At 65.3% G+C, this 22305-nt stretch carries 13 protein-coding genes; 5 read left to right on the top strand and 8 right to left on the bottom strand.

The window, feature by feature from the left end:
• Positions 1–171: 171 nt before the first annotated feature.
• The 4 genes from HD597_RS61405 (at position 172) to HD597_RS61390 (ending at position 3176) form a co-directional block, all read left to right on the top strand.
• Positions 172–1476: an NsdA family TPR-like regulatory protein gene (locus HD597_RS61405; RefSeq protein WP_253758496.1), complete on the top strand. Its 1305-nt coding sequence runs from the start codon at positions 172–174 to the stop codon at positions 1474–1476.
• A gap of 44 nt (positions 1477–1520) precedes the next feature.
• Positions 1521–1658, top strand: coding sequence for a hypothetical protein (locus HD597_RS61400; protein ID WP_253758494.1), 138 nt, complete (start codon positions 1521–1523; stop codon positions 1656–1658).
• An 11-nt stretch (positions 1659–1669) separates the two neighbouring features.
• Positions 1670–2227, top strand: a complete 558-nt coding sequence (locus HD597_RS61395; RefSeq protein ID WP_253758492.1) for a GNAT family N-acetyltransferase — start codon at positions 1670–1672, stop codon at positions 2225–2227.
• A 493-nt stretch (positions 2228–2720) separates the two neighbouring features.
• Entirely contained in the window at positions 2721–3176 is a 456-nt protein-coding gene (locus HD597_RS61390; protein WP_253758490.1) for a hypothetical protein, read from the top strand.
• Here HD597_RS61390 and HD597_RS61385 read toward each other — a convergent pair.
• Positions 3142–5190, bottom strand: coding sequence for a DUF6571 family protein (locus HD597_RS61385; RefSeq protein ID WP_308210994.1), 2049 nt, complete (start codon positions 5188–5190; stop codon positions 3142–3144). The two genes, HD597_RS61390 and HD597_RS61385, sit on opposite strands and share 35 nt — an antisense overlap.
• 545 nt (positions 5191–5735) lie before the next feature.
• Between HD597_RS61385 and HD597_RS67150 the strand changes: the two genes are divergently transcribed.
• Complete coding sequence (locus HD597_RS67150) at positions 5736–5939, top strand: PfkB family carbohydrate kinase (protein WP_372513657.1); 204 nt, start codon at positions 5736–5738, stop codon at positions 5937–5939.
• Between the two features lie 148 nt (positions 5940–6087).
• Here the strand turns inward: HD597_RS67150 and HD597_RS61380 are convergent, their stop codons facing one another.
• From HD597_RS61380 to HD597_RS61350, 7 genes are all read right to left on the bottom strand, one after another.
• Positions 6088–8220 carry an MGMT family protein gene (locus HD597_RS61380; protein WP_253758486.1) on the bottom strand — a complete coding sequence of 711 codons (2133 nt, stop codon included), beginning with the start codon at positions 8218–8220 and terminating at the stop codon, positions 6088–6090.
• Positions 8221–8797: 577 nt separating this feature from the next.
• Positions 8798–10663 (bottom strand): N-6 DNA methylase, encoded by a 1866-nt coding sequence (locus HD597_RS61375; protein WP_253758484.1) that lies wholly within the window; start codon positions 10661–10663, stop codon positions 8798–8800.
• Positions 10660–11553 (bottom strand): serine/threonine-protein kinase, encoded by an 894-nt coding sequence (locus HD597_RS61370; RefSeq protein WP_276085435.1) that lies wholly within the window; start codon positions 11551–11553, stop codon positions 10660–10662. Before HD597_RS61370 ends, HD597_RS61375 begins: the two co-directional genes overlap by 4 nt.
• A complete protein-coding gene (locus HD597_RS61365; RefSeq protein WP_253758480.1) occupies positions 11550–13676 on the bottom strand; it encodes a UvrD-helicase domain-containing protein in 2127 nt (708 codons plus the stop codon). Before HD597_RS61365 ends, HD597_RS61370 begins: the two co-directional genes overlap by 4 nt.
• Positions 13673–20047, bottom strand: a complete 6375-nt coding sequence (locus HD597_RS61360; RefSeq protein ID WP_253758478.1) for a DEAD/DEAH box helicase family protein — start codon at positions 20045–20047, stop codon at positions 13673–13675. Before HD597_RS61360 ends, HD597_RS61365 begins: the two co-directional genes overlap by 4 nt.
• Positions 20044–21105, bottom strand: a complete 1062-nt coding sequence (locus HD597_RS61355; protein ID WP_253758476.1) for a ParA family protein — start codon at positions 21103–21105, stop codon at positions 20044–20046. The genes HD597_RS61360 and HD597_RS61355 overlap by 4 nt, the downstream gene beginning before the upstream one ends.
• The gene (locus tag HD597_RS61350; RefSeq protein ID WP_253758474.1) at positions 21102–22280 is read right to left on the bottom strand and encodes an ATP-binding protein; all 1179 of its coding nucleotides are present in this window, start codon (positions 22278–22280) and stop codon (positions 21102–21104) included. Before HD597_RS61350 ends, HD597_RS61355 begins: the two co-directional genes overlap by 4 nt.
• Positions 22281–22305 lie beyond the last annotated feature (25 nt).

The raw sequence follows: 22305 nt of genomic DNA, 5'->3' as shown, positions 1-22305 counted from the left end.
AGGGCTGCGACATACTTTCTATGCATTCCATACACATGCTGACCTGCGGGTTTCCGCTCATGCGGGGCCGTTCCATGTCGGCGGAATCGACCGTGCCCGATATGCGCGGTTGCCGAACGGCGCGGCAAACGGCAACCCTTCTGGCAGAGCCGCATCAGGGGGAGCCTGGCGATGGTCAACGACATCAGGCGCAGGGTCAATCGCCTTCGTAAGCAGATGCTCAACCAGAACCGCACGATCGACGACATCGCGGTGGAGATCCGCATTCAGTTCGGCTTGACGCCGTTGGCCGCCTACAGGTCGGCGCTCGGCATGTCTCAACCCGAGGTCGTGGACCATTACCGGGAGCAGTCGCCCTCGGCGGTCATGGACCAGCCGCTGCTGTCCAGGCTGGAGATGTTCCCCGCCTTCGGCTCCAGAGCACCGCTGGCCACGCACATCATCACCCTGGCGAGCGTCTACCGCACGACACCGCTCACGCTTCTGGACCCGAACTCCCTGGACCGGCTCGCCGCACAGGAACGGGACATCCTCATCCGGTGCAACGCGGGATTCGCTGCTGCGCCGCCCCGCCTGGGCGAAATCGCGCTCCCCTCATCATCAACCGTTCAGGTACGGCTACCGGCACCCGGCAGCCTGCAAGAGGAGGTAGAAATGATCGCTCGCCGAGCCATGCGGTTCGCCACTGGGGCGGAAGGCAGCAACGTCGGCCCTGAAACGCTGCAGCAGATCCGCTCCGAGGTCGCCCATGTCGCGCAGCTCTACCCCCGGCAGCCGCTGGTCCACCTCCTGGGCAGCCTCGCGGAGCTACAGGACATGGTCTTCCGGCTCTTGGAAGGCCGTCAGCGACCCACCGAAAGTGCTGACCTGTACCTGTTGAGCGGGATCATCTCGGGCATGCTGGCCAAGGCATCACACGACCTGGGCAATCCGCATGCGGCCATGACCCAGGCCCGCGCCGCGATCGTATGCGCCGAGAACGCCGGCCACGACGGACTGCGCACATGGGTCCGCGTCCTGCAATCCATGATCGCCTACTGGGCGGGCAACCCCCACGAAGCGGCCCGCTACGTCGACGCGGGAGCCGAGCACGCCGCCCGTACCGCAAGTACATCTGCCGTCTGGCTCCCCGCTCAGGCAGCGAGAGTCTGGGGCGTGCTCGGCCATGCCGAACGGGTCAATGAAGCGATCACGCAGGCAGAGGAAGCGCGGGAGCGGGTCCAGCGAGATGAACTGGACGAGTTCGGCGGCATCATGACGTTTGCACGCCCGCGGCAGCTCTACTACGCCGCCGACGCCCAGGTCTGGCTGCCCGACAGGAACGCCGCGCCGCCGACACCGCGACAGAGGCGATCACCGCCTACGAGAACGCCGATGACGACGAGCAGTCGTTCAGCGATGAGGCCGGCGCGCGGGCGGACCTCGCGCTCGCCCGCGTTCATCTGGGCGAACTCGACGGCGCCGCCGACGCCCTGACCGATGTCCTCGATCTGCCCGTTGAGCAGCGCATCGGTGGCGTCGTGGCCAGCGCCCGACGCATCCACTCGGCGCTGCTGGCCCCCAACTTCCGCGGCGGCTTCACCGCGATCGACCTTCAGCAGGCGATCGAGCAGTTCGCCGGAGTACCCGTGCAGAGTGCGCTACCGTCCGGCCATTAAGGTCGGCGTCCATGTACCCGGTAACGGTCACTTCGCCAAGGCTCACCCTCCGAGAGTTCACCGCGGCCGACGTAGACGCCCTTCTGGCCATCTACGGGGATCCGCAAGTCGCCGAGCACATGAGCTTCGAACCCAGGTCCCGGGAACAGGTCGAGCGCACCATCGCGAGCGTGACGGCGGCGGCCCAGGCCGAACCCCGCACGGATTACTCCCTCGCCGGTGTTCAGCCGGACGGAGAGCTGGTGGCGTTCGCCCGGATAGCGATCGACGCCGGCCACCCGCTCCAGAACAGCGCGCAGATCGGATTCGCCCTCCGTGCCGACCGCTGGTGCCAGGGCCTCGGCTCCGAGGCGGTCCGGCTGCTGCTGCGGCTCGGGTTCGAGCAGCTCGGCGTCTACCGCATCTGGGGAGCGCGCAGTCCCCTCAACGAAGCGTCCGCCCACGTCATGGCCAAGGCCGGCATGGTCGAGGAAGGCGTTATCCGCGGGCATCTCAAGCTTGCGTCAGGATGGCGGGACTCCATCGTCCACTCCATCCTTGCGCCCGAGTGGGATCCCCCGACCACTTGACCATCCAGCAGCGTCACGGCTCTTCCTACAGGGCCGGCCACACCAGGTGCTGTGCCGCTGCCGCTGCGCGCCGCGCTCGCATCTGCGGGTGCCTCATAGGGCTCGCGCATCCGAAGAGGCCTATGGGCTCTTGGCCTCGCCCGGCGACACCTCGGACGGCGTGCGGCGCATCTCCTCTTCCAGAGTTGCGAGAACCGCCCGTGCCACCGCTCGCACCCGAGTGCGATGCCCGGCCAACTCCCTGGCGAACCCTTGAGCGGTGCGACCGACCCAGATGGCCTGGCCCGCGAACTGGTTACAGGCGGGATCGAGCGCCGTCTCCAGCCGGTCCACATGCGCCCTGGCCTGAGCGATGAGCTGCTGTAATTCCGCACGACGCGGATTGGGTACCGGAGCCATCGGCTTCCTAGAGGAAAACGTTGAATGGCTTGCAGTGACCTATCGAACATTATGAGACTGGTCCGGAAGCTGGCCTGCCTTCGAAGGAAAATCAATGACGAATCCGGCATGGCGCATGATTTCGGCACCCCTAATCGCACTTTTCGTGCTGGCCGGGTGTGGAGGGACCGATAATCCCGAAGCGCCGACGGCTGCCGAAGCGGGCGCGACCCTCAAGGAGCACATCACCCGCACCTTTGAGGGCGCCCAAGCCAAGGACGTCCAAATCACAGATCCGGGCGGCAAGGATGTCCCGTGCAGCGAGGGCAAGGTCAAACGCACGTACGCGGCCACAGCAAGGAATGACATCGGTTCAGGGGACCCGAACTCGATGCTCCTGGTCATGGCCGGCGCCCTCGATCTCGTCGCCGAATACGAACTGAATGCGCCCGGACAGCGCACGATGCAGGATCTTGTCAGCAAGGAGTTCAGGACGCATATCGTGCTGTCGTCACCGGCCAAGCACGTCATGGTCATCAGCGGCGAGACGGACTGCCTTCTGCCTGGCTGAGTTCATCGAATCGCTTCCACTCGTCCTCCGCCGTGTCCTTGGCTCCGCGGAACAGCACGTCCAACTGCTTCGTCGCCTCGCCGATGCGGCTCTTGTCAGTCAAGCCGGATCCATTGGCGATCAGCCAGTTGTTCAGGTTCCGGAGCGCTTCCTTGCTCTGAGCGATCTTTTCGAAGGGCAACAGCTGTCCGTTCTCGTCAACGATCGGCGGTACGTTGAACCGTTCGTCCGCCGCCGATACCTGCGGTCTGAACCCTTCCGCCATCAACGTGTCCACCAACCACCTTCCTCTCGCCAACGCAGCCAGCCTGGACTTATCGTCAAGAGCGTCCAGCCGCGTCTTGTCGACCTCGGTCAGGTCGTTGAGCATGGCTCCCGCAATCGTGCTCACTGCGATCCACAGCGGCTGTCCCTGCAAGGCCACGGGCGCCCCCGCCACGTTGATGAAGAGCCCGAGCTTGGCGGCCTGCTGTTCACGGAACTCCTTGTCCCGTTCGTCGAGCCGGCCTTGCACCGCTCGTTCGGCGGCGAACTGCATGCCTGCCGTGTAACCGAGCGCCTTCATCACCCGTTCCAGGTGGTCGATGCCTCGGTCACCGTCAGCCCGAGCCGCTGCGGTCATGAGCCGATCGGTCAATTTGCCCATGCCCTCTTCGAACGGCGCGATAGTGGCCGGAGAGGTTGCGAACAGCCTGAGGAACGCGTACGTCTCCTCCGGCGACAGCCGGAAGGCTGGCTTCAGTCCCGGCACGACCGTCTCCACCGGCCCGAAGGCACTGCCCTGCGTACGGTTCGTGTCGCCCAGGTTCGCACCCTCGGTGACCTCCGTGGCATACGCGCCGGCGATCTCGGCCAGGTGCTTCCTGGTGGCATCGTCGAGGTCCACGGGCCTGATCCCCTGCCGCTGCTCGGCCGGGGTGGTGTTGGCGAGCTCGGGCAGCGCCCGCATGAGATCGAAGGCGAATCTCGCCGATTCGGGAGAGTGCTCTCCATCCTTCTCGTCGTAGGCTCCCGCCGCTGTCGCGAGCATTCGTCCGAAGGCGTTCGCCGCCTCGGGGCCAGAGGACACTTCTCTGCGGGTCCTCCAGGCGAGGTCTCGCAGCAGCGTCGACAGCGGCACGCCGTCCTTCCGCACGGCGGCCAGGGCCAGGCGGGCGGCGGCGGGATTGTTGCCCAGCGCGTCCAGGTATCCCGCCATCTCCTTGCCCTGGAGCCGGCTGTCCGGAGTCAGCGCGTGCGCCTTCACCACCTTGGCCAGCCACTCAGGAGGAAAGTCCCCCGCCCGGAGCAGCCAGCCCAGTGAGCGATCGCCGGGCTTGCTGGGCCCGCGCGCGAACTCGTTCTTGAGCTTGGCGAAACCAGGCACATCCGTACCTGTGAACACGCCGGACCGCTCACCGTACCCTCGGGAGACCACGTCCGCGCCCCGCACTGCGGTGCCGAAGGCACGGCTCACCACATCGATGGCCTTCTCCGGGTCGCGCATGCCTGCCCGCAGCTTGCCGACAATGCCGAGCGTGCCCTCGACGCCCAGCCCGGCGAAGAACGCCGCGGTAAAATCCGGGTCGTCGCGATGAGCGTCCAACTCGGTCATGAGCGTGCGAAGCGCGTCATCGTGGGGCCGCTCCATGAACGATCCGGAACCCGACTTCGCGTCCCTGAACCGCTCGGCCAGCTCCGCCCCCTTCTTCCTGGCCTCGCTCTGCGACAGGAGCCGGCTCTCGTCGAACGGCAGCAGACCGGTCCGCCAAGGAGTCAAAGCGTTCGCCGCCCTGGCGGCCTGGGCACGGCGGCGCAACTCCGGCAACTTCACCTCCAGCCACAACAGGGTGGCTGCGAGCGGCTGCAGATCCGCCGTGGTCAGCCTCGCCTGCTCCAGCAGCCTGCGCAGCTCCCCGGCCTCCTCACCGACACGGTCCCCACCGCTCTTGAACGTGGTGATAAATCTGTCCATGAGCTCGGGATCGAGCCCACTGTAGTCAAGGGACATCGGGCCGGTACCCGGCGGCGTCATCCCCACGATCGCCTCCCGCCTGTTGGCAGCGCCCTCAGGGTAGGGGCAAGAACGGCCATACCAGCATCGATCGACCGGTTCGGCATACTCTGACGCGCATGTCCAGCTGCCGCCTCAGACAGGATTGGTCGTGTCCCCCTCGGAGGGATGCCATTCTGTGAACTAGGGTTTTCCTGCCGACCCCGGGTCACTGTCGACGTCGAACGCGTACAGGTGCTGCCCGGCCCAGACCTCCTCCGTGGTCCTGCTCATCGAACCGACCGGCGCACGCACGATCATCGGCAGCCACCCCGACCTACTGCACTGCCTCACCATTCCCGTCACCGCCGTATCTCCACGCGACATCGTCTACCTCGCAGCCTGGCGAAACATCTTCACACCAGCCGTACAAGCACTCGCAGCTCAAGACGCCCAGGTCGCCGGTGTCCCCCCAGAGGCCACATCTGCCACGCGGTACCTGATCGGCTCACGCAACGACTTCGCAGCCATCCCACCGCCAGAAGCCACAGCCGTCGTCACTGATGGCGCCAACGGCGTAACCGTCTATCCACTCGGGAGAAAGCGACCACTACCCAGCGCATCCCGTAGAAGCTGTAGACGTCGCTGGCGCAAGTGACGCCTTCGCCGCCGGGCTCCTGTGGGAAGTCGGCAACGGAAGCCCTCTCCAGGAGGGTATTCACCGCGGCCTCGCTTGGGCCGCTGCAACCGTCGGCGTGAAAGCCTCAGTGCCAATCATGGCTCGTGAGTAGTTCGGGAGAACGGTACGACGGTTATTAGTGAGCGTTTAGTCCTGTCTGATCTCAAGGTTCAGGTGCATGCCAAATGGTCCGCCACCACCGAAAGTGGAGCAGATTCAAAAACCGTACAGTCCTCACCATCACGGGTCAGATAGCGCCCTCAGTGGGAGGCTGAAAGCTTAGCTTCAAGCTCTTGGAGTCCGCGTTGACAGACTGCCCATTGGATATGGCCGCTACCAGCATCAGCAAGAACGACGCTTGCGACGATATCAGCGTGACAGGGGGGAGTTCCATGCTGGCTGCAACCACCCCGCGCGCCCGTACTCTTGGGGTTCTTGTACCACGTCGAAGGCTGGGGGTCGAGAATTTGGACGATGCGTGCCTTCACCGCCAAGAGATCGTTGAGCGCGGCAATCACAACCTCTGAGGCATCAGGTTGTGCGAGCGCGTCCGCAGCGAGGGATGGGCGCTTTGCGTAGTCCGCAGCCAGCAGCTGACCACGGACCTGCGCCCACCCCGGAAAGCCACTCAGAGCGTTGACGAGTCGCTCTAGTCGACCTTGAGATACTCCACGGTTACGCATCCATTCAAAGTTGATAGAAAGGACCGATTTGCGTACGCCTGTGTAGATACTCCAGACCGCCGCCTCATCGGAGCCGAGACTGAACCACGCCGTGGCGGAGGGATATTCGGCTTCACCGAAGTAGTACCCACGGAAAGACGGATGGCTTTCCGCGTGCCGGTAAACCGCCAGCAGGGTGTTGGCCACGTCCTCAGGGCAGTATTGCTCAAGCGCACGGAGAAGGCTGCCCTCATCCCACTTGCTCTTCCCTCGCGATACAGCCGCACTTCGTTCGTTCGTCATCGCCGGGACGGCACCGATGCTGCCCGCTTCAGGCGGCGCGGCATCGTAGTCTGTGGCGGGCAGCGGGTCGCCGAGCGCCAGCTGGATGGCGATCGCGATCGATTCAAGCCAGGAGATGGTCTCTTCCGCCTCCCGCGCGCTGATGGCTGCCTTCTGCCCGGGCTGGTTCGGGTCGTGGTCGGCCGTGTGCGCAATGTTGTTCCGGCGCCATGCGATCTCCCGCAGTTTGCTCCGCACGCCGTCAGAAGTGATCGGCGCCGCTGCGTCCTGAGCAGTGAGGATCTCTGCGACCTTCACCCAGAGGTTGACGGTGCTGACATGGGCGAACCCTTCCTTGATCTTGTCCGGGTTCTGAAAGGTCATGAACGCGAAGGTCTGCTCAAGGTGGGCGCGGAAGGCCTCGTCGAGAGGCTCATCGTGATGATGAACCTTCTCAAACAGTTCGACGGGGATGGATAGCTTGCTGAACTTCGGAGGACGAGCCACGCCCGGCTGCAACGCGAGAGCCACCGCCCGATCTATGATCTCCCGCGTGATCCAGTGGTCCAACGCCGCTACGGACTGAGTCCAGGCGGCTCGGTAGAGATCGCCGACGTCAAAAGCTCCCACCCGAAGCCGTTCCAGGTTCTGGCCCCCGTGTACGAGTTGCCGAGCGTATCCGAGGTTCTGCTGAAACTGCTCGAACGCCGGCGGGATGTCGTCGGGTAGAGACGCAGACGATGCCCCGCTGGTCCTCCCTGAGATCACCCCTGCTTCGATGAATACCTTTCGAAAATCATTCGCCGTAACGCGACGTGCCGGGTTCGCCCGCCCGGCTTGGTCGAAGGTCAGTCCTTCCTGCTCCAAGACAGTACGCGGTTCTTCGGTCCGCTTGGGGTCCAGCCAGCGAAACTGCGGCGAGATCCGACCTCCCGCTTGGAGAACTCGATGAGCGTTGTACCCCTCGGGGGCCTCGGCCATGAATCCGCCGACCGACTGAGCTGACATACCCACCAGCTCGGCCAAGTCACCATAGGTCGTCCAGCTACCAGGCTTCAGGTGCTCCAGGGCCTTTAACACCACGTTCCAACGGGGATCGGCATACTTGCGGCCCTGCGCAGGTAGTCGCCGCGCTCGGTATTGACGCCCCAACTCCCGATAGAGCTCAACCCCCGGAAAGTCTTCCAGCGCCTGGATTCCTGCCGATGTGATCGACCACCCGTTCCGTTTAACCATCCAGCCGAGCGACGCCGCTTCCCCCGTCCGGAATCCCAGCTGTGCCCACCAGCGTGTCTGGCCGTGCGCGTTGGGACCCTGGTGCTCCGGAGCGATGGAGATCCTTTCGGTAACTGCTTGCCGCACTTCATCGGGCTGGAGCGGGCGACCAGCCTCGTGAAGGACCTCCAAGGTCGTGCGAAGAATTGGTGCGATGTGCTCGGCGAAGGACATCAGGACTCCTTGATCTCAGGCGCTTATTATGCCTAATTAAGGGTCTGGGCCACCACCAACTGAGCAGATCAACGGAGGCACCGCGGATCGGCAACACGAGGCAATCTCTCCGAGGCGATCTAGACAAATGGGGTGCAATGCCTCTAGAGGGTACATAAGAGAAGAGAGAGAAGTGGGAACAGAGCACAGTTGCCATATATAGGCGGAGCTCCGGCAGAGGATGCCTCACCAAAAGTATCCGCCGCTACCGGAATTCACGTAGTCACCCATCGTGCCACGCCGGATGCCCCGCGAACTATCTCCGTGGTCACAACCATCTGAGCCTGTTGATCAAAGAGTTGGTCGCTGCCCTGCTCTCGCGCCCGACTCGCGTGTGCGTCGACGAGGTGTCCCGGTCCGGAGCCATGGCGCAGGTCCGGGCCAGGATTGGCAGTGTGGAGGCCGCATTCCCAGCCTGCGGGACGTCGTCGCAGCGGGTGTATGAACGGCGGCTGTCCGGTGCCACGGCCCGGGGCCAGGAGGTTCTCATCCACCTGCGGGTACACCGGCAGGCAACTGGGAGTGTCCACTGAATCATCTACGCCTGATCTGAAAAGACGACATTTGCGCTGCCGAGGCCCGCGCGCCCTAGGTCGATGAGAGTCGCTCCCTGTTCTGCAACTCTGGCGACGATCTTCTCCAGTCTCTCAAGCCGGGTGAATGCCGCACCGAGTCGACGTTGTTCCTCGAGAGGAAGCCTGGGGATCTCGACCTTCCTGATGTCGGATCGCGAGGTTCCGGACTGGCTGCGTCCGGCGGCCTGAGATCCGGCGATGCGGAGAAATCCAGCCAGGCAGGCGGGGTCGATTCGCGATGGATCCACTCGGAAGAGATGAAGACCGCTGCCAAGGACAGCATCTTCTTCGTGAACGATCCGCGCGATGAACGCCCTGCCTCCTGAGGGCACCACCACATCTCCGGGTTCAAGCCTGACCATGTCCGCCGAGGGAGATGTGCGACCGCCGGGACCACGGCCGGCGAGCACGTCATCGACGGTCAGCACGGGTAGCTTGCCGGAACCGGCTTGCTGTCGAGGAGCCTGATGCACGGTGACCGCGCCTGCCTTCACTTGCTCGGCGATCGTCGTCATGGCCAGCTCGGGATGCGTGACAGAAGAACCTTGGATGTCGTGCAAGGCCTTCTGCAGCTCGGTCACAGACTCCGCGAGATTCTGATACGCGGAACAGAATGTCCTCCCGGAAACATCCGTCAACTGCGGCGGAGTGAGGTCCACCTCCTCATCCAGCAGCTCGATGAGAGCTCTCCCCCCTTGACCTCCCGTGTCGGAAGCGAAGTCCCGCCAAGCGTCCAGGACCCTCGCGCTGAGCTGCGCCCACCGTACGTCTGAGACATCGATCATGAGCACGTGTGAGGGTATGGGATCGCCGGGCGCTGGCTTACGCAGCATCCACAGATGCGGCGCGCTCAGGGCGTGCGGGGCCGCGCCCACAGGCAGAGAGATCACCCCCCGAAGCGTGCCGCTGCGTAGCAGTTGGGCGCGGATACGGCGACCGGATCGCCGGTTGGCGGCCGCAGCCGGCATCAGGACAACAGCGTGCCCACCGGGCTTGAGGTGGGAAAGACAGTGCTGGACCCAGGCCAGCTCCGACTCGCCGCGTGGCGGCAGGCCGTATTGCCAGCGCACATCGCTGGCGAGCTCCTCGTATCCCCAGTTGCGGTCACCGAACGGTGGTGCACATACCACCGCATCAGCGAGAACTTCTGCGAAGCCATCCGCGCGAAGAGAGTCTCCGGCTCTGATGACGGCATCATGCCCGTGCAGCAGGAGGCGCGCTGTCGCGATCCGAGCCGCGTCCTCGTCGCGATCCTGCCCGCAGACGTGGGCAGCGCCCGCGCCTGCAGCCGAAACCAGCAGGCTGCCCAACCCACACGTCGGGTCGATGACCGTGCCCCCCTTCGGCACAACGAGGGCCGTCATCAGATCCGCGACTTCGGGCGGCAGCGTGACGACGCGCCGAGAATGCGCCTCCAGGTAACGGTCGTAGAGGAAGTCGAACGTCGGTGCGGCACCGCGTTCGGCCACTAGTTCGGACACGGCATCGAGCAGCGACCGCGGGAACGCCGACGACACTTCCTCGGTCTCACCGGACAGCAAGAATGTTCCGATACCGCCGACCACATGCGCGAGCTGGAGATCTTCGACCCCGGCACGGAGTTGTTGCCAGACCCGTTCGTCCAGCGGGACCTCGGCGATCTTTCCCTGGCGGCGCAGCCATTCCTCGACTTCGGCCAGGGAGAACAGAGGACTGCTGGATGTCCCGCCGACCGGCTCAGGGAAGTCGTCGAATCTGCGACGCCAGTTGCTGACGGCGGCGCGCCCAACCCCCGCCAACCTTGCGATGTCGGCCGCTGCGACCGTGGCGCTGTCCTGCAAAACCTTCACTCCAACCCCGATAGAGCCGCCGCGTACAGGTGAACGGGGTCTGCGGAAACATCCCGATCCACCCATCCGTGCAGCGGCGGTAGATCACGTATCCATGGGCGAAGCCCTTGATAACCGGTCACCGCGCTGTCCGGACGTTGCTCAGGTGTCTTGGCAAGCAACTGCCGGATCAACGCCTCCAAGCCGGCGGGAACCCCCTCCATGGCAGGGGGATCCTCTGTCCTACTGCGCGTGATTTCCCGTAGCAGATCGTCGTGCTGGAACGGCCGGGATCCTGTGCACAGTTCGTACAGCAGGCACCCGACCGTGTAGAGATCACTGGCCCGGCTGGCAGGCTTCCCGTCGAGTAGTTCGGGCGCCATGTAACGAGCCGACCCGGGGATTTGCCCGTAACCGGTGATGGTGGAGAACTCGCCCGCGCCGAGCGAGGTGGCGACGCCGAAATCGATGACCTTGACCATGCCGTTCGGGCAGAGCACGAGGTTTTCCGGTTTCACATCGCGATGAATCAGCCCGGCGTCGTGCGCTGCCGCCAGCACCGCGCATACCTGCGCGCCGATGAAGGCGACCCAGGGGTACGGCAGGCGTTCGTACTCGTCATTGAGCTTGCCGACGCTGTCGCCGGGCAGCGACTCCATCACCATGAACAGGTCGCCGTCGTTGCCGAAGTCGTAGACCACCGGTACGCCCGGGTGGCTCAGTCTGGCGGTGATCCGGGCTTCCCGGCTGAACCGCCGCCGCGCGTCCTCGGCCGAGGCCAGATCGGCCGTGCTGATCAGCTTGATCGCCACGGGTCGGTTGAGCCGCAGGTCCTTACCTTCCCAGACCTCTCCCATTCCTCCTTGCCCGATGGGAGAGGTGATTCTGTAACGATCGGCGACGGTTCTCATGGCAGGAACCGGCTCTTTCTGCCATGCCACGAGATCACGATGCTGTCCCTGGCTCGCGTGCTGGCGACGAACAGCAGCGACCGGGCTCGTCGCATCTCACGCCGGAACCGCAGCGGGTCGCTCTGCTCGAAGTCCATATTGCGGGGCACCAGCCCTTCAGCCACGCCTGCGATGATCATTCGCTGGTACTCCAGGCCCTTGAAGCGGTGCATCGTCCCGATGTGCACGGGTGCCTCGACCAGCCGGGGGCCGTCACTGGTGATGGAGCATGAAACGATCTCGGCTTTCCCTAGGCGGTTCTCCACCTCGGACACCATGGAACGCCTGGGCACTGCGATGGCGATCGAACCGCCGTCCCACTCCTTGACCTGCCTCACGATTCCGTCCAGCTCGGCATCCCAGGTGGAGTACGGCACGAGCGAAGGCTCGGGACCGCGCAGCACCGACCGGTAGCCGGCCAGGTCGTCGCTGCCCTCGTCCAGGTCGTCCCATTCTTCGTGGCCCAGCAGTCGTACGGCGGCGCCGAGAATCTCGTGTGTGGTGCGGTAGCTGAGCGTCAGCTTGGAGGATCGGCCCCGGATGTTGATCCCCAGGCTGCCCAGTGAGACGTAGTTGCCGTAGATCCGCTGGTGAGTGTCACCTGCGATGAACAGATCGTTCGGACCTTCAGGAATCATCGCCCGCAGCATCTTCCAGTGCGCGACGGACAGATCCTGGGCTTCGTCGATGACGATGTGGCTGTAGCGGGGCCGATGCCAGATGCCGGACTCCCGTTGCAACCCCGCGTTGGCCTCGTAGGACGCCCTGTCCCTGGCTTTCTCCATCTCCAGCCGGGCCGCACGCTCGGCGAACTGCTGATTGGTCCAGACACCTTTCGCGTCAAGCCGCAACACGTAGCGTTCGGCCAACCGCCAGATGGCCGCACGATCCTCCCTGCTGATGGAACGGCCACGACCCACACGGCGTACGCGGAAATAGTCGGCTCGGGTGGCGCACGCCTGCCCGAGGATGACCTGGGACCATTCGGCGCGCATGAAGTCGGCGTCCCAGCGGGATTCCCCCTCCTCCAGCAGCAACTCCTCCCATTCCTTCAACGCCTTGGTGTCGTCGATCCGCGTCCGGTGCCCGCCTGAATTCGCTTGGGCGACGATCGCGCCGGCGACCTTGTCGACGTTGAGAATGTCCACGTACTGGAGAATTTCGGCACCGGCCAGGGCGATCAGCCGCTGCCTCAGATCCGCGGCGAGGTTGGTGTTGAACGTGGTGAGCAACACTTTGCCCGAGCCCGGGCCGAGCCGGTCCACTAGATGCTTGACCCGGTGCAGGGCGACGATCGTCTTGCCGGTGCCCGGGCCGCCACTGACGCGGGTCGGACCGCTGTAGGACCGTTCGACGATCTTTCGCTGGGTCGGGTGCAGGAACACCCTCCAGCGGCCGAAGTCCCCCTGTTCCAGGATTTCCTGCAGATCGGCGTCATCGGTCGTGACCGTGGCAGGACGTACCAGTGCCGCCTGGTAATCCTCGGCGTCGATCTCCTCGGTGACCGCGACCGGGGTGGTGATCTGGTCAAGGACCTCTTCCGGGGTCTTGCCCGAGTACAGCGCGAGCAGGACTTCCCCGGTCAGCTGGGGCGCGTAGGAGGCCAGACCCAGGAGTTCGTCCTCAGTGGTGATCTTCGCGATCAGGCCGAGCAACGGCTCGGCCACGCCCAGGTCCCGAAGCTGTTCAGCGGAGAACTTAGCGAACAGCGGCTCCGGCCCCGCCGGCTTCTCGACGACCGTGGCCTCGATGGTGACCAGGTCGACGAACTCGATGCCGCCCGTGACCGGGTTGATCTGGTACGCGAACTTGTCGAGGTTGTCGTAGACCTCCTGACGCGCCTTGACCGCGACCAGGATGTAGTCGTTGCCGCCCGCGTGCAGCAGCAGCGCCCGATAGTCGAGGTTGACCCGCGCCGAGTACAGCCGTGGGTGCCCCTCCAGCCGCTTGAACCTCAGGCCCGGATTGTTGAGGTCCTGCCGGAACTTGTGCTGGAAGTCGTAGATCGCGCCCTTGACCGCCCGGGGCAGTTTGAGGATCTCCTTGTCGGCCTTGTCCAGCAGCCGAAGAGTCGCCCCACTCACGCGATGCCTCCCATAAGCTCCTCGGGCGTCCAGCCCGCCACGGTTCGTGCGTCCCATCCAGCCTCGGCGAACGCGGCGTCACGCCTTCGAGCCTCGTCGTCGTCTCCGGCGAGCACGATCGCCACCTTGGCCGTGGGCCAGGCCAGCTCCGCCTGCCACAACTGCTCGCCCAGCTCGAAGCCCACCTGCGGCGCGGGTGCCCCCAGGGCGGCCAGCTCGTGCACGAGGCCGGCCAGGCCCGGTTCGTCCGGATCCAGCAGGTCGAGCACCTCTTCCCAGCGTTCGGGCATCTCTGGCGCGGCTCCCGTCTGCCGCACCACGGTGACCTCGGCCTCCGAGCGCAGCTCCTCATCGAGCGGCACCAGGCTGAGCGCGGTCAGGAATCCGCCGCCACCCGCGGCGGCGAGTTGCGCCGGGTCGAACAGGTCCAGTCCGGTACGGGCGAGTTGCGCGCTGTCACCCTCCCCGGCGTCCAGGAACTGCAGCAGGTTGCCCCAGTAGAGCCAGTCGGCCCAGCGGCGCTTGTGGGATCCCTCGCCGGCGATGATCGTCTCGTACCGATCGTCGATCACAGTGAAGGCGCTGAAGACCCGCTGGTCGAGGACGATCGTCAGCGATTCGCCGCGGCAGACCGCGATCTTGCCGGGCGCCGCGGCCGGAAGCGGAAGCCCCCGCAACGAGGCGTTGACCCGCTCGGCCACTCCCCCGGTGTCACAGACGCTCTTGTCCGTCGACACCGTCAGTGCGCCGGCGACCACCGCCTCGGCCCTGCGCAGCCACAGCTCCGCATCCGGAGAGCCGAGGTAGGCCAACAGCATCTCGATCGGGTTGGACCACATCGTGCGTACCAGGTCATCCGGATCGCGACCGGTGAGCTTCTGGTAGTAACCGCGGGCGCTCGCCTGGGCGTTACCGAGGTACGGCGCGTGTGACGCTTCACGCGAGGAACTGGGCGCGAACCCGATCTCCTCCCATGCCTCCAGGTTGTCCCAGGTGAGCTGGAAGACCAGCCCGCGATGCGCTCGCAGCCGGGAGCGCTTCTCCGCGTCATCCGCAAGCCGGTTGATCTCGGCGGTCGCGTGGTAGGCATAGCCGTCGAGGTAGACCGAGACCTCCTGTGGTTCTGAGTCGACCAGTCGGAATACCACGTCCGGCCGGGTGCCACGGATGGTGTTCTGCAAGGTCATCCGCCAGTGCCGGATCTTGCCGTCGGGTGCTTGGATCCGCAGGTCGGCGGTCTTGCGCCCGTTGACCACTTCTCCTCGGGCGAGGGTTTCGGGGGTGTCGAACCTGCGCGCCCACGATTCGAGCCCGCCGAGGAACCGCGCTTCGAGTTCGCTCTCGACCTGGTCCCACAGCGAGATCTCGCTGGTGTCGACGACGTCGGTGACCTGCCAGTCGTCCAGCAGCTCGGACAGCATCTCCTCGGCGTCCGCCCTGCTGACCTTGTCATAGTCGCTGCCCGGCACGTGCGAAAGCAGGCAGCGGTGGCAGGCGCGCTTGGTGCTGTCCTGCTTGCACTGGCACTCGGAAACGATCTTGTGTGCTTCGGTCAGCACCTCGCGGAAGCCCTCGGGCGCGGCGAGCCTGTGCAGGTAGCCGGTGCCACCGGGCAGGGTGTCATGCAGTACAAGAAAGCGTCGGCGGCGTCCGGTGTCGTGGTCGGGCATCGTGGCCGTGACGATCGACAGGTGGTCCGGATCTCCGCCGTACTTTGCGGCCACGCCGGCCATCAAAGCGGCGGCGAAGGTGACGGTCCGTTCCGTGGCCATCAGCGTGGCGATCGGGAGCAAGATGCGCAGCGCCTCGGTGTGCAGTTCGTGCGCGAGGATCACCTTGACGTGATCGGTGTCCTGGGCCGCCCGCCGGAAGGTGCACCACGGACGGTGGTGGCGACGGCTCTTGTCCGCCCACGAAGCCGCCAGCAGGCCGTCCGACTCGGCGACGGGAGGGCCGTCCACGGTGGTTCCGCCGCAGGCCGGGCAGACGTGGAACGGGTTGAGCCGGGCGTCTTCGCCGGCGAACTTCTTGTAGTCCTGCCGGTCGTTTCGCATCGTGCCCAGGTTGAACCGGCGGATGGCGGCCTTGCGGGTGAAGTCCACCCCGAAGACGACCTTGTGATGCCGCCACGAGCCCTGCTCGATGTCGGCGGTGTCGATGTCGACCGCGACGGCTCGCTCGTAGTAACGCTGCTGCCGGTCGTCGCTGTCGTCCCCAATCTGGGCGTCGTCCCTGCGGTCGTGCGCGTAGACCCTGGTCGGCCGCAACACCTTGTAGAGCGACTCGATCTCCCCCAGACCGGCGCTGGTGCAACGTGGGCAAGCCGAGGTGTCCTCGATCGCCTGGCTGGTCCGCACGTAGCCACAGCTTCCGCAGACCCGCCAGTCCTCCAAGGTCGACCGTGACGGCGTGCCAATGTCCAGCCCGCTCACCTTATGCTCGTAACCGCGCATGTAGAAGGAGTTGCCGGGCGCCAGTTCGGTCAGCGCGAGCCGCGCCGACCGCTGGTACTCGCGAATTTCGGAGTGATACTGCTTGTCACCCGCAATCGTCTCCTCCCAGGTGATGGTCGCCTCCAGCGTGGTGGCGGAGTCGATCAGAGAGTAATTCGGCAGCAGTCCAAGCTCGACGAGCGTGTTGTGGGCGTCCTTTCTGCCGATCTCTCCGATAATCCTGATCACCTCCCGTCGCTCTGCGTTCAGGGAGCGTTTGGCCGCTCGTTGCAGCTGATCCGCCTCGACCAGCGCTTCGATCGCCTCTTTCATGGCGGTCAGTCGCTGCCGGAGATCGGCCAGTCTCTGGTCCCACTCGTCAGCGGCATTCCGTACAACCTGCTCCAGGCCGGACTCGGCGAACGCGCGAAGATCCGAGGCAGCCTCAAACGTCACGTCGTCCCCGAATAGGTCAAGGAAGCCCTCAACGGCTCGCGACCCGAGCGCTACCGGGACGAACGAAGCCAGCCAGCCATTCTCCCCGAACAGCGCGGAGGCCCGGCGCGGCAACGCCAGCACCCCGGGAATCTGCCCACGGGCGCTGAGGTCGACCAGGTGCGCGAAATACTGCCTGCGCAGGATCTCCACCGCCGACAGATAACTGCCGGGCGGCACGATCTCTCCGACGATCATCTCCGTCGGCTCGTTCAGGAAGTACAGGTCCCGAGGGGAACGTCCGACCATCGTGACCATCAAGGCGTTACCAGTCCGGCGTCCCGCCCGCCCGACTCGCTGCACGTAATTGGCCGGTCCGGGCGGCATGGAGGCGAGGATCACCGTCGACAGGTCGCCGATGTCGATGCCCAGCTCCAGCGTGGGCGTACAGGACAGGACGTTCGGATCGTTGTAGCGGGTTCCTGCTCTGAAGCGCTCCTCGACCTGCTCACGTTGGCGGCGGGTGAGCGCGCCGGTGTGCTCGGCCGTGACCACGCGGAACGGCTCGTATCCCATGTAGAGGCGCCGGTAGTAGTCGTCGCGGTACTTCCTGGTGCCCCGATCGGTCAGCTTGCCGCCACAGCGGTAACGCGGGCACGGCTGGCCGTACCACTCCGCGACCAGCTCGGGCCGGATGGTCTGCTGCCAGGCGCACTGATCACAGCCCAGGCCAGCGTCATTGACCTGCCCGTCCTGCAGCGCGTACACCATGATGTGCCCGGGCTGCAGGCCGTACACGCCGGTCGAGCCATCGACGACCCTCTTGGCGACAGCCCCTTCCGAAGCGAGGACCGGCAGCAGTCGCGCCAGGTACTCCCCGGCCTGGCCCTTGCCCAGCTCGAGGCACCGGGTCGCCCAGTCCTGAGGCCAGCCCTGGTCCGCGTCGATGCGGTCGAACTCGGAATTCTTATTCTTGAACCGGTCGAGCAGGAACGTCGGGGCGCTCAGCCCGCGCGGGAACGCCGGCATGCCGTCGGGACGCTGCCCCCAGATCGCCCGGTAGCGGTTGGTTCCGGCGATTCTGATCCACTCATCCAGCCAGGTGTGCTTGATCGCACCTCGATAGCGCAGCCGGTCCAGGAATCCGCGGATGAACGCGAGATAGCGTTCGTCGTCCTGCCGCTCGATCATCCCGGACAGCCCGACGTGCACGTCTCGCGCCAGCTCAGCGATCTTCTGCGGGTCTTCGAGCACCACCTCACCGACCGCGGTGCGGGTCAGGTCGAGGGTACGGCCCTGCCTGCTGCGTAGCCCGAACTCCAGGATCGTCTGGAAGGCCAGCCGTTGCCCGATCAGGTCCCATGCCTGTGGGGTGCCGCTGGTCGTCTCGGCCAGGATCGCGTCGATCTCCGGCCGGTCGTGCAGATCGGGGGGAACCACGGCGGGCAGTACACCGGACTCGCTGGCCGCGGCCGCCAGGTCGCCGATCAGGTCGTTGAGCAGGATAGGCGCCTCGGTGTCCAGGCGGGAGTTGATCAGCCTGCGCAGCGAGAAGGCGAACGATCGGTTGGCGACGAACCCGGCGCGGTGGGCCGCGTCCTGCACCGAGTCGTTGAACAGCAGCGTCTTGCGCTGCTCGGCCTCCAGCTGGTGGCCCGCGAACAGTTGCGTGACCGCCACCGAAGCGAGTGACGCCAGGCCGGCGCCGAGGAAGCGGATGCCCTGCTCCATGTCGCAGGCCGGGCAGCGATCCTGTTTGGCCGCGTGGTTGCCGTCCTGCTTGGTGCTCAGGTTCGCCAGCACAAAGACGATGTCGCCCTTACCGTACTCGTCTCGATCGGGGTCGTAGGGACGGACCCGGTCGCCGTCGAGGATTTGCAGGCCCTTGGCGTTCGCCTCGGCCTCGCCCTTGGTCGCGTGGATCAGTGCCCGAACCCGTTTCTTCTCCGGGCCGATCGCGGAGCGGTAGATCTTCTCAGGGCTGGTGATCAGCTCGGCCGGATCCTTCTCCGGGGAGAACGCCGCCCAGCCGGAGCGTCCGCAGTGGCGGCAGTAAATGGCCGGAAGCCGGCTCTTGCCCATCACGCTTAACGTCGAGTCGGCGTCGGTGACCGGCTCTTCGCCGATCCATGCGAACGCCGGGGTGTGGTGGACCAGGCGCAGCAGCCGCGACACCGCCCGCACCCACATGTGCGTCTCGATCATGAGGAACGGCCTGTTCGGGCGTCCCAGCACCTCGCTGGGAATCCGCGCTTGCGAAAGCAGGGCGACGAACCTCGCCAGCGCTCTGGCCGCCTGGCCGGGGTTGGCCTGGATGGAGGCGCCCCAGCTGTAGGCACCCTTCTTGGGCAGGCGCTCCAGCATCTCCTCAAGAGTCTTCGGCTTCCCGTCGCCGAGGAGGTCGAGCACGGCATGGGTGAGGATGTGCTGCTTGAGGATATTACCGAGTTCGACGTCACTGATCGTGTTCTTGCCGGTGACAGCAGCGGCGAGCTGATCCATCGCTCCCTGATGAATCAGTGGATCACCGCAGGCGATCAGATCCTCGGGTCCGGGGAGCGGCAGGGCGAAGTCGATGTCGCCCATGAACTCCTCGGCGGACAGCCGATCCTCGGCCACCACGGCAGCCTCGGGGAACGCCGTGCCGAAGACCTGTTCGGCCACCTCACGGATGACCTTGCCATCCCCGCCCTCGCCCAGGGTCGCCGAGGTGGCGACCGGGCAGATGTCGCCGAGCGGCCTGCCGGGCTGCGAGTGCCCTGTCGCGGCGGCGAGCCGCCGGAGAAGCATCGCGACGTCGGTGCCCTGCGCGCCGTCGTAGGTGTGGAACTCGTCCACTACCACGTAGGCCAGTTCGGCGTCCTTCCAGAGCGGGAGGTCGTCGGCCCGCTGGAGGAGCAGGTCGAGCATCTTGTAGTTGGTGATCAGGACGTCCGGCGGGTTACGCCGGATCTCCGACCGCTGGGTCATCACCTTCGGATAGCCGACCTCGGGCGTGTCACCGATGTAGAGCGCGGCGGTGACCTCTTCCATCCCGGTCTGCTGGAGATAGTCGTTGATTCGTTGCGCCTGATCGGTCGCGAGAGCGTTCATCGGGTAGAGCAGCACGGCCTTCACCCCATGCCTGCCCTGCGCCCTCTGCCTCCGACAGTGATCCAACACCGGCACCAGGAACGACTCCGTCTTGCCCGAGCCCGTGCCCGTGGTGATCAGCGTCGGCTCGGCCTGCTTGCCGAGCGTGCTCAGCCGCTCGAACGCCCTCGCCTGGTGCCGGTAGGGTGTGAACCCACTCGGCACCCACTCCACCCGCTCCTGCCACCCGTCCTCCGCCGCCCGGAACGGCGTCCTGATCCGCAGGTACGGGCCGCGGAAAATGCCCTGTTCCGGGTGCTTCAGGAAAAGCTTCAGAGCTTCCTGCGTCCTTGGATCCGACAGAGCGAACGTGGTGGTGAGGTACTGGGTCAGGCTCTCCCGCAGCTCCTCGGCGGCCAGCGTTGGCTTCATTCGTGCTCTCCCGGCATATCCAGACGGCTGAGCAGGCTTTCGGCCAGCTGCTGAAACTCGGCCCGGCACTTGGCCACATAGGCCTGGGTACTGCCCAGCGCGCCGTCAGCGGCCCTCAGATCGAACATCGGTTTACGGGCATCGTGCGAAAGCGGCATCAGGCTCTGGTAGTTGCGCATGGTCGCGACCTCGTAGGATTCGCCTGCTTGTTGAGGAGCGCTGGTCAGAACCGAGTCGGCGAAAACGTGCGGGATGCGCTCCAGCCATCGCCGGTAGGCCTTCACCGGGCGATCCAGGCGCATGGTTGGCTGCATGATCACGTATCCGATGGGACGCATGGCCCCCGAGGGTGCCGAAATCTCCGGCGGAACTCTCGGAAGCACCGTGTTCTGCCAGGTGCTACGCCATGTTCGCAATGCCGGCCCCAGGTTCCGCAGCCCTCGAAGTGAGAAAAGATCCGCGGCCAGGGGCATCAGTACGGTGTCGGCGGCGAGCAGGGCGGCGCGGTTGATGGCGCCGAGATTCGGTCCGACATCGATGAGGACGAGGTCGGCATCCACTCGCTGTGCGGCGTCCCTGATGATCCGGTGAAAGGCGGTTGTGGTCCGGATGGCAGCCGGGTCCCCTATGAAGCACGAGGGCCACGCAGCCGAGAGCCGATCCTCGAACGCACTCAGGCCCAGATCTCCAGGGACCAGCCACAATCCGTCAGCGATGTCGATCGGCGCGTGGAAGGTGACATCTCCCAGACCCTCCATGATCGGCTGCACCGAGGCCGCGACGGTCCCGGCATCGTTCATCTCGACCTTTGCCATCGCGGCGCGGATCCGTTTGATGAGATCCGATTCGCCGCTGTCGCCCCACGCGGGGAACTCCGGCTCGGCCCATAGCGCCGCCAGATACTCCTCATCAAGGAACATCGAGGTCAGGTTCGCCTGAGGATCGAGATCCACGGCGAGGACCCGACGACCGAGACGCTGGAGCATGTGGGCCAGGTGGTAGGTGAGCGTGGTCTTGCCCACTCCGCCCTTGTTGTTAAAGAGCGCTAGTGAGATCATCCGGCTTTCCTCAACGTCACGGACCACGAGGAGGCATCCACCTGGAATACCGCGGGCGGATTCGTGTTACCGGCCAGTTCCGCCTGGATTCGAGTGATGCCCCGCCCGAAACGGTTGACGTAGCCGAGTGACTTCATCGCCGCCGCCAGGGACGGGTTGCGGTAGTCGTTGACCCGGTCGAAGTTGTCCTCACGCACCTGCCCATAGGGTCCACCCGGATTGGAGACCTCGATCCGGTCAGCGAACCACAGGATGCGGATCGGCGCGTTGGAGCTCTCGTAGTTGCGGTGCATCACCGCGTTCATGCAGACCTCGCGCAAGGCGCCGATCGGATAGTCGGGTTGAGACTTCTCCCGGAAGCCGGTCTCCTCCACCACCCGGGTGTGAAGATGCCCCTTCAGCAGGGATTCCAGCCGTTCGGCGAGACCGACCGCGTTGAGGCGGATCTCCTGCTCGTCCAAGATGGCAGCGTCCATGCCGTCACCGTCGTACCGGACGAACTGTACGTAGGCTCCCGGGATGAAGGCACTGGGGTCGTATCCCAGCACCAGCAGGCCAAGCACGGTGGGCGTGCCTGTCGCGTCGGCCATGCGAAGGCTGTTGAGCTGGAGAAGTTCCGGTCTGCCGTTCTCCTCGATCACCTCGGAGGCAACCTCCGAGGGAAGGTAGGTTGAGCGGAAAAGTCTTAGGTCGACGTCGTTCAGCGTGCTTCCTGTGGCCGACCGGCCATCGAAGGGGCCGTCGCCGGCGCGTCGGCGCTCTGACAGGATGCGCTCGTCCTCGCGGTTGGCCTTGCGCGTGGTCGGGCCTGGACGAACCCACACGACGCCGTCGTAACGGACCGGTGGCGTGGTGGATGACTCCACCCGCACCCGGATAATCACCTTCCCCTTGAAAACGGCCTTTTCTACCGTCATCGACGGCCTGGGGAGGATTTTTCCGCTGTCTCGATGCTCGGTCACTTTCAACAGATCGCTGTCGGCGGTCTTCACGTCCGACAGTGGCCGCCCGTGTTTGTCCACTCCGATGAGCAGATCGCCACTGCCGCGACCGCAGAGGTCGTTGGCAAGCGCGCAGATCGCCTGTCCAATCTTCTTGCCGTCGCCAGCGGACTCCTTGAACTCAAGGACGGTGCTCTCCTGGTCGCCCAGCTCATGGAAAAGATCCGAAGTCATGCCAGACATTGTGCCGCCTCGCAGC

Source organism: Nonomuraea thailandensis, assembly GCF_024172165.1.
In the GTDB taxonomy this organism is placed as follows: domain Bacteria; phylum Actinomycetota; class Actinomycetes; order Streptosporangiales; family Streptosporangiaceae; genus Nonomuraea; species Nonomuraea thailandensis.
This window is presented reverse-complemented; position numbering and strand designations above follow the sequence as displayed.

Coding starts and splice junctions, on each gene's coding strand:
- HD597_RS61395 (WP_253758492.1), top strand. CDS start 1,670: ATGTACCCGGTAACGGTCACTTCGCCAAGGCTCACCCTCCGAGAGTTC.
- HD597_RS61385 (WP_308210994.1), bottom strand. CDS start 5,190: ATGACGCCGCCGGGTACCGGCCCGATGTCCCTTGACTACAGTGGGCTC.
- HD597_RS61390 (WP_253758490.1), top strand. CDS start 2,721: ATGACGAATCCGGCATGGCGCATGATTTCGGCACCCCTAATCGCACTT.
- HD597_RS61405 (WP_253758496.1), top strand. CDS start 172: ATGGTCAACGACATCAGGCGCAGGGTCAATCGCCTTCGTAAGCAGATG.
- HD597_RS61370 (WP_276085435.1), bottom strand. CDS start 11,553: ATGAGAACCGTCGCCGATCGTTACAGAATCACCTCTCCCATCGGGCAA.
- HD597_RS61360 (WP_253758478.1), bottom strand. CDS start 20,047: ATGAAGCCAACGCTGGCCGCCGAGGAGCTGCGGGAGAGCCTGACCCAG.
- HD597_RS61355 (WP_253758476.1), bottom strand. CDS start 21,105: ATGATCTCACTAGCGCTCTTTAACAACAAGGGCGGAGTGGGCAAGACC.
- HD597_RS61380 (WP_253758486.1), bottom strand. CDS start 8,220: ATGTCCTTCGCCGAGCACATCGCACCAATTCTTCGCACGACCTTGGAG.
- HD597_RS61350 (WP_253758474.1), bottom strand. CDS start 22,280: ATGACTTCGGATCTTTTCCATGAGCTGGGCGACCAGGAGAGCACCGTC.